Annotated in this window: 9 protein-coding genes; 4 read left to right on the top strand and 5 right to left on the bottom strand. The window is 57.2% G+C overall.

All coding sequences use genetic code 11. The annotated features are described in order from the left end of the window. Positions 1-10: 10 nt before the first annotated feature. From CK944_RS23430 to CK944_RS21025, 3 genes are all read right to left on the bottom strand, one after another. Positions 11-178, bottom strand: coding sequence for a hypothetical protein (locus tag CK944_RS23430; RefSeq protein WP_158248109.1), 168 nt, complete (start codon positions 176-178; stop codon positions 11-13). A gap of 84 nt (positions 179-262) precedes the next feature. Continuing rightward, positions 263-1,432, bottom strand: coding sequence for an abortive infection family protein (locus CK944_RS23840; RefSeq protein WP_158248108.1), 1,170 nt, complete (start codon positions 1,430-1,432; stop codon positions 263-265). A 315-nt stretch (positions 1,433-1,747) separates the two neighbouring features. Further along, on the bottom strand, positions 1,748-2,329 hold the full coding sequence (locus tag CK944_RS21025) for a recombinase family protein (protein WP_103175012.1): 582 nt from the start codon (positions 2,327-2,329) through the stop codon (positions 1,748-1,750). 218 nt (positions 2,330-2,547) lie between these two features. Between CK944_RS21025 and CK944_RS24120 the strand changes: the two genes are divergently transcribed. Beyond that, positions 2,548-2,790 (top strand): AbrB/MazE/SpoVT family DNA-binding domain-containing protein, encoded by a 243-nt coding sequence (locus CK944_RS24120; RefSeq protein ID WP_103175011.1) that lies wholly within the window; start codon positions 2,548-2,550, stop codon positions 2,788-2,790. Continuing rightward, entirely contained in the window at positions 2,790-3,119 is a 330-nt protein-coding gene (gene mazF / locus CK944_RS21015) for an endoribonuclease MazF (protein ID WP_103175010.1), read from the top strand. The genes CK944_RS24120 and mazF overlap by 1 nt, the downstream gene beginning before the upstream one ends. A gap of 126 nt (positions 3,120-3,245) precedes the next feature. Here the strand turns inward: mazF and CK944_RS21010 are convergent, their stop codons facing one another. Continuing rightward, positions 3,246-3,968: a plasmid pRiA4b ORF-3 family protein gene (locus CK944_RS21010; RefSeq protein WP_103175009.1), complete on the bottom strand. Its 723-nt coding sequence runs from the start codon at positions 3,966-3,968 to the stop codon at positions 3,246-3,248. Positions 3,969-4,134: 166 nt separating this feature from the next. Between CK944_RS21010 and CK944_RS21005 the strand changes: the two genes are divergently transcribed. Both CK944_RS21005 and CK944_RS21000 read left to right on the top strand, forming a co-directional pair. Beyond that, on the top strand, positions 4,135-4,641 hold the full coding sequence (locus tag CK944_RS21005; RefSeq protein ID WP_158248107.1) for a PAS domain S-box protein: 507 nt from the start codon (positions 4,135-4,137) through the stop codon (positions 4,639-4,641). Positions 4,642-4,694: 53 nt separating this feature from the next. Continuing rightward, complete coding sequence (locus CK944_RS21000) at positions 4,695-5,132, top strand: hypothetical protein (protein WP_158248106.1); 438 nt, start codon at positions 4,695-4,697, stop codon at positions 5,130-5,132. Positions 5,133-5,300: 168 nt separating this feature from the next. Here the strand turns inward: CK944_RS21000 and CK944_RS20995 are convergent, their stop codons facing one another. Then, complete coding sequence (locus tag CK944_RS20995; RefSeq protein WP_103175006.1) at positions 5,301-5,672, bottom strand: response regulator; 372 nt, start codon at positions 5,670-5,672, stop codon at positions 5,301-5,303. Positions 5,673-6,075 lie beyond the last annotated feature (403 nt).

Below are 6,075 nucleotides of genomic sequence, written 5' to 3'. Positions count from 1 at the left end.
GCCAAAACCGTCAGGCGGCCTTCACCGGAGGAATACCACCGTCTTCGATCTGATCGAAAAATTCGTCTCGTGTCGCCTCATCACGAAAGCCCATGTAGCCTTGATGCTCAGGGATAAAGTGGCCAAACGGACGAAGCCAAACCTGTCCTTGATCTATTGCTTCTCTAGGCGTCAGCATCGGACCTGTTCCAAAATTAAAGGCTGAATAATGTCATTTGATTTGTCTGTTCGGGAAACCGTCAGAAGGATATCCTGGCAGTCTCTACCTGTCATGAAAAGTGGCAACAATGAACGTAGCCATTGCCCCTGCCAAATCGACTGCTAAGGCTGCATGGCGAGGCCTCGGCTTAACAGGGCGGCGCCCCTGACCATGAGCATCCCCGATCCTGTTGCGCACAGTGCCCAAGCCCTGAACCACAGCTGCGCAGCCTCCTAGCACCTGTTTGAAAGGCTCCAATGTGTGTTGGGAAGGTGCAAGGTTCAGGCTCTCAGCGCACTTGTGCCACAGCTTCGGCAGGTCGTCGGTCGCCTGATACGATATGTCCTGCTCATCCAGGATGTGCTTGCAGACGGTTTCCAACAAGGTGCGCGCGGACGTAATTGCCCCCTCTGGGTCGGTGCTTTTGCGAGAAATAGCCTTCTGCCATGCCGCATGAACGCTGTCCTCATCGAAAGAGGCCAAAACAACGGACACATCCTCTGAGGCCGGGTTTTTCCCGAATGCTGCTGTCGTTACAATACCAAATACTGGATAGCCCGACTGCACCCTGACTTCAGCAAGGGCAAAGCCGTCGCGGCGCAGAACATCCGTTATCTGCTTGGCAATCCGTCTTTGCTCCTGCTCATCCCTAGTTCGGGGGTGAACGCACATCTCAAGGAACCTGAACAGCAGAGCATTTGAACAGTGCAGCAAGCCCAAGGTCTTCAGCAGGTAGCTGTTCGACCAATCGCTGTAGTGGATGCAGTGCTGATAAACTTCCCGCTCCAAGCTGCCATAAAGGACGGCACCTTGCTGATGCTGCCCGTTAGAGTCCATTGTACCTAGCGGCCAGAGTTCATTTAGAAATTCTCCCAGATCAATCGAACCGGAAATATCTATGCCATCGAACAGGGCCAAGAGCTTGCGGCGCGTGACTTCCGAAACCTGAGCCTGCGCAGCTTCGTCAATCTTGCAGACCGCTTCTCGAAGCTGAAAATCGTTGTAATCTTCTACGATCCTGCGTGCCACAGCCAAGGTAGCCTTGTTATCCACGGCACCTAGAAGCGATTTCACGTAGACTCGCTTGCTGTTCATTGGCTCTGCCTGCGTTTTTTCAGGATCAAGGCCGATACGGCGGCAGATGTTTGGAAGTTGGGGCGCTGAAACCTCACGCCACAGCACCTCTGCACACTGATCGCGCAGAGCCTTCCAATCGATAGATCGTGCCGTCATCCTGCTCTCACTCGCCCTTTAATCCCGCCTGCTATCGGCCGATGGGAAACATATCTTCGCCGTAGTGGTGCAGCTTGACGTGATGGCTACGGCATAGCCACCGCACGTTCAGGGGTTCATCATATCGATCGTGATGGGCATCGACCTTGGCCGCGCCGCAGACCTCACAGGCTTGCCTTTCCAAAGTGCCAGAGATGAGCGCCCGCTGAACGGCAAGATGGGCCTGATACTTCGGCAGGTTGGTGCGGCGCCAGTTCGTCTGGCGAGTCTCACTTTTCAGGGAAGGTGGCCCTGGGGGCTTTGGATCATTTGTCATCACGCCACCGCCGCCTGCCTGCCCAAGGTGCGGTACACGGTCGGCCGCGAGATCGAGAACACCTCTGCCAGATCACTGATGGAATACTCGCCGGTGTCATACATGCGCCGCAGCTCCTGCTGCTGGCGATCCGACAATTTCGGCTTCTTGCCCCGCAGCTTGCCCTTAGCACGGGCCACGGCCATGCCCTCTCGGGTCCGCATCCGGATCAGGTCGGCCTCGAACTCGGCAAAGGTCGCCAGGATGTTGAAGAACAGCTTGCCCATAGGATCAGTCGGATCATGGATGGTGCTGCCAAGCTGAAGCTTGATGCCGCGTGTAGCCAGGTTGTCGGCAATGTCGCGGGCATCGGGGACGGACCGTGCCAAGCGATCAAGCTTCGGCACGACTAGCGTGTCACCCTCCCGCAAGGCTGCAAGCGCCTGATCGAGACCAGGGCGGGCCCGGTTCGTGCCGGTAAAGCCGTGGTCGGTGTAGATGCGATCGGAGGCAACTCCGAAGCTGACAAGGATGCCCTTCTGCGCAGCAAGATCCTGTTTGTCGGTAGAACAGCGGGCGTAGCCGATCAAAATCTGTGTCATGGCCTGATCTGTAACAGTAGCCGCCCCTTCATTGCAAAAAATATCGGACCATTCATCTGAGATTTCGCGCTGCCAGCGTTTGCTGGGCTTCAACGGGCCTGTTCAGGGGCGACCTGGCTGTCCCCTCAACGATCCTCTTATGAACACCCTAGTTGATACACTGTTGCTACATCCTTAGCTGTAAGATAGGATCGGCGGCGTATCTCCAGGAGGTCTCCATGCGTGCTGTTGTCAAGAAATGGGGTAATAGTGCGTCCGTTCGCATTCCTTCCGCTGTCATGGCCGCGGCTGGCTTGAGCCTCGATCAGGCGGTCGACGTGCGGGAGGACAACGGGCGTGTGGTCATCGAGCCGATCAGGCGCGAGGAATATGACCTTGCTGACCTGCTTGCCGGCATCACCCCTGAGAACATCCATGATGGGGTCGACTTCGGTGGACCTGTCGGCAACGAAGCTCTCTGATGGCAGAATATGTTCCTGATGCCGGAGAGATCGTCTGGCTCGAGTTTTCGCCGCAGGCTGGACATGAACAGGCCGGGCATCGGCCTGCCGTTGTTCTGACACCCGCGGCCTACAACAGGATCGGGCTGATGCTGTGTTGCCCGCTGACCACAAAAATCAAAGGTTATCCATTCGAAGTGCCGATCGATGATGCGCGCGGAAGTGCCGTGCTGGCTGATCAGGTCAAGTCTTTGGACTGGCGAGCGCGACGGGCAAAGGCCAAAGGCCGTATCACTGACGATGAGCTGTCAGCTGTCCGGATGAAGGCAAAGGCCCTGATAGGCCAGTAATCGTTTTGCGACGCGGACAACGCAGTCACCAGACGAGCCGGAAACCCGAGGCCAAGAAGCATGCCTTTTCCGCTCTTGCAGAAACGAAGCTGCGGCTGGTCTGGATGGCTCAGGGCTTTGTCGCCGTCAGTCTTGACAGTCTTCTCGGCGGAAACGATAGCCACCTTTCGACGCACGCAGCGCTTTGCCTATGGCCTTGTTGATGGCGTCGAGATCGACGGTTTCCGGGTGAAACTTACTCCCCACCCATCGGCGCATCGCTTTATGGTCCTCATGATGGGGGTCATGCCATGCTTCAAGAAACCTGGCATAGCCTGACGGGCCGCCAACGTCTTCAGGAGGACCTGAGCGAGTAGCGGCGATACAGCGCGGGTACTTTACGCCCTTCTCTCCCGCGACCCGCTCCAAACGCATCACATGATGCCAATTGTCGCCGAAGTCGTACTCGTAGAGGATCGTGAGCGGGCCGTCTCCGGGATGATAAGGAAACTGGAAATCAATCAGTCGGACCTCGGTGGCCTCGAAGGTTCGGTTGTCTGACCAGCCATCTTCGTCGAACTCCGGAGCGCCGTAGACAAGACCCCCGATGTTGAATTGATGCAGATGACTGTCGGTCCAGCCGAACGCTGCCTGAAGCACCTCGTGGAGTTGGGCGAGGTTGAGGCTGATGGGCAGATCAAGGGTGCGGCTGATCCTGGGCTCAATGTCGAGGATATGAACCTCAGCACGCACGATGAAGCTGTCTGGGTCGAAGATGTCACGCATGTCGCAAATCATGCCGGAAGCAGGAATGCCTGGCAACGGATCATGCCAGCGTTCTGCGTGCCATTGTCGCTGGCGCCATTTCATCCTGCTTCTCCACGGCCGCGGAGACGTACTGCCTGGCCACTGATCCGAGTTCGTGAGCAACGCTTCAAGAGCATTCCAGAAGCGGGTCCGAGGCAAATAACCCCTTGTCTTTCTTATCCAGCTTGAGATGCTAGAACGCTTTCACGCCATCACCTGGAATACCATCATGTCGCTTCTGGACGAAAACCTGCAGCAGCACTTTGCTGCCATTGTTGAGGGTTCGAATGATGCGATCGTGGCCAAGGATCTGAACAGCATCATTCTCAGCTGGAACCCGGCCGCCGAGCGCATGTTCGGCTATGCCGCAGGGGAAGTGGTGGGACGCCCGATCACCCTGCTTATCCCGGATGATCGGCAGCACGAAGAGGTGGACTTCATCGACCGCCTGCGCCGAGGAGAGCGTATCCAGCACTTCGAGACCGTGCGGAAAAAGAAGAACGGGGAATTCTTCCCGATCTCGGTCAGCATCTCGCCCATCCGGGACAGGACCGGTCGAGTGGTCGGGGCGTCCAAGATTGCCCGGGATATCACTGCCCAGCATCGTGCGGCCGTGCAGCAACGGATGTTGTTGTCGGAGATGAAGCACCGGGTGGGAAACAGCTTTGCCATTGCCGGTAGCCTGCTGAGGTTGTGCGCGCGGCAAACCAGCACGGTGGAGGATTTGTTGACCTGATGCGCGGTCGCTTCGTTACCTTGGCCGCTGCACATTCCCTGACCGCACCTGCCATGGGTGAGGTGGATGGCTCTTCGGGTTCGAAGTCTCTGATGGCGCTTCTTGAGGCGGTCCTGCAGCCTTTCACGGGTCTGCTTCCTGTTGTCGTGAAGGTCGAGGACATTCTTGTCAGCAGCAGCGCTGTGACGCCCTTGGCCCTTATATTCTACGAGCTCTGCACTAACTCGGTCAAATACGGCGCCCTGTCTCAAGAAGAAGGGCGGCTTGCTATCAGCAGTGAATGTTCGGGGGGCCGCATGATTATCCGCTGGCAGGAAAGCTTTGAGAAGACGCAGCCGGCATCCGATAGCCAAGGAAGCGGATTTGGAACCACCCTGTGCGAAAGCACGGTCAAGGATCAGCTGGACGGCTCGTTTGTCCGCACCTTCACCCCAGGCGGCATGCGTATCACACTCGATCTCAGTTACGAGAGCATAACCAGCGGCTCCTGAGAGATGAGCGGGCCTTCAGGGTGTTTTCCTTGGCAGCACTGTCGCGCCGTAGGTGGTGCTCGCGATGACATGCCGGCGCGTGCTGTCATCGCTTGTCCATGGCAGAGGCCCCCTTTGTTTTCAGGTTCCGGGACCCGCAGATGGACGATTGGTCCGCCAGTCGAGGTGTCAGGGGGCGCACCTGAAATGTGCATCCAGAGAAGCAATGATCTCTTGCTCGCGGATTGGCTTCTCGACAAAGCCGATGGGCTGTGCCGGCTGCACCTGGTTCCGCGTTTTCTCGTCAAGAGAGGCGCTGATAAACAGGCAGCGAACCTCATGTTCCTGCCAAAGCTTCAAAGCCGTATCCACACCGTTCGTTCCGCCCGCCAGCCGGATATCCATAGTCGCAAGATCAACGGAGCCTTTCTCCGCCAGCCGCAGAGCAGCCTGCATATCCCGGGCAATTCCCGCAATCTCGTAGCCCGCATCTTCAAGAAGATCGGACAGGTCGAGGGCAAGGATCGCCTCGTCCTCGACGATCATGATACGATGCGGCATTCGTCATCCTGACAGGAAAGGCGCGGACGAAACCGCCAGCCTGGTTAACTAGTGTGCGAGAGCCCCAGTTCCGCTCCGCCGACGATCTCTGCCACAGGAGGGGGTTGGCTCGATGATCCCGTTCAGGACGGCCTGGCGTTCCAGACGTCCCAAGAGCTCCCGATACTCGACATTGTGCGAGTAGGTCTTGATTGCCATCATGATGGTCTTCCAGTCGTCGGCAGATACGGCAGGGCGGAATGCTGTCGTGCTTTCGGGTCGAAACATGAAACACCTTTAACAGAAGCGAACGGGCCCTTGATACCGGTGCGGTTGTCTTTTGGCTATTTGCCCTTTTGTACATGCATGGTTCGGAATTCTTTGCAATCAATAACATATGGTTGTCAACGGCGGCGTAAAATCC

Origin of the sequence: Paracoccus sp. SY (genome assembly GCF_002901215.1) — a bacterium.
GTDB lineage: Bacteria > Pseudomonadota > Alphaproteobacteria > Rhodobacterales > Rhodobacteraceae > Paracoccus > Paracoccus acridae.
This window is presented reverse-complemented; position numbering and strand designations above follow the sequence as displayed.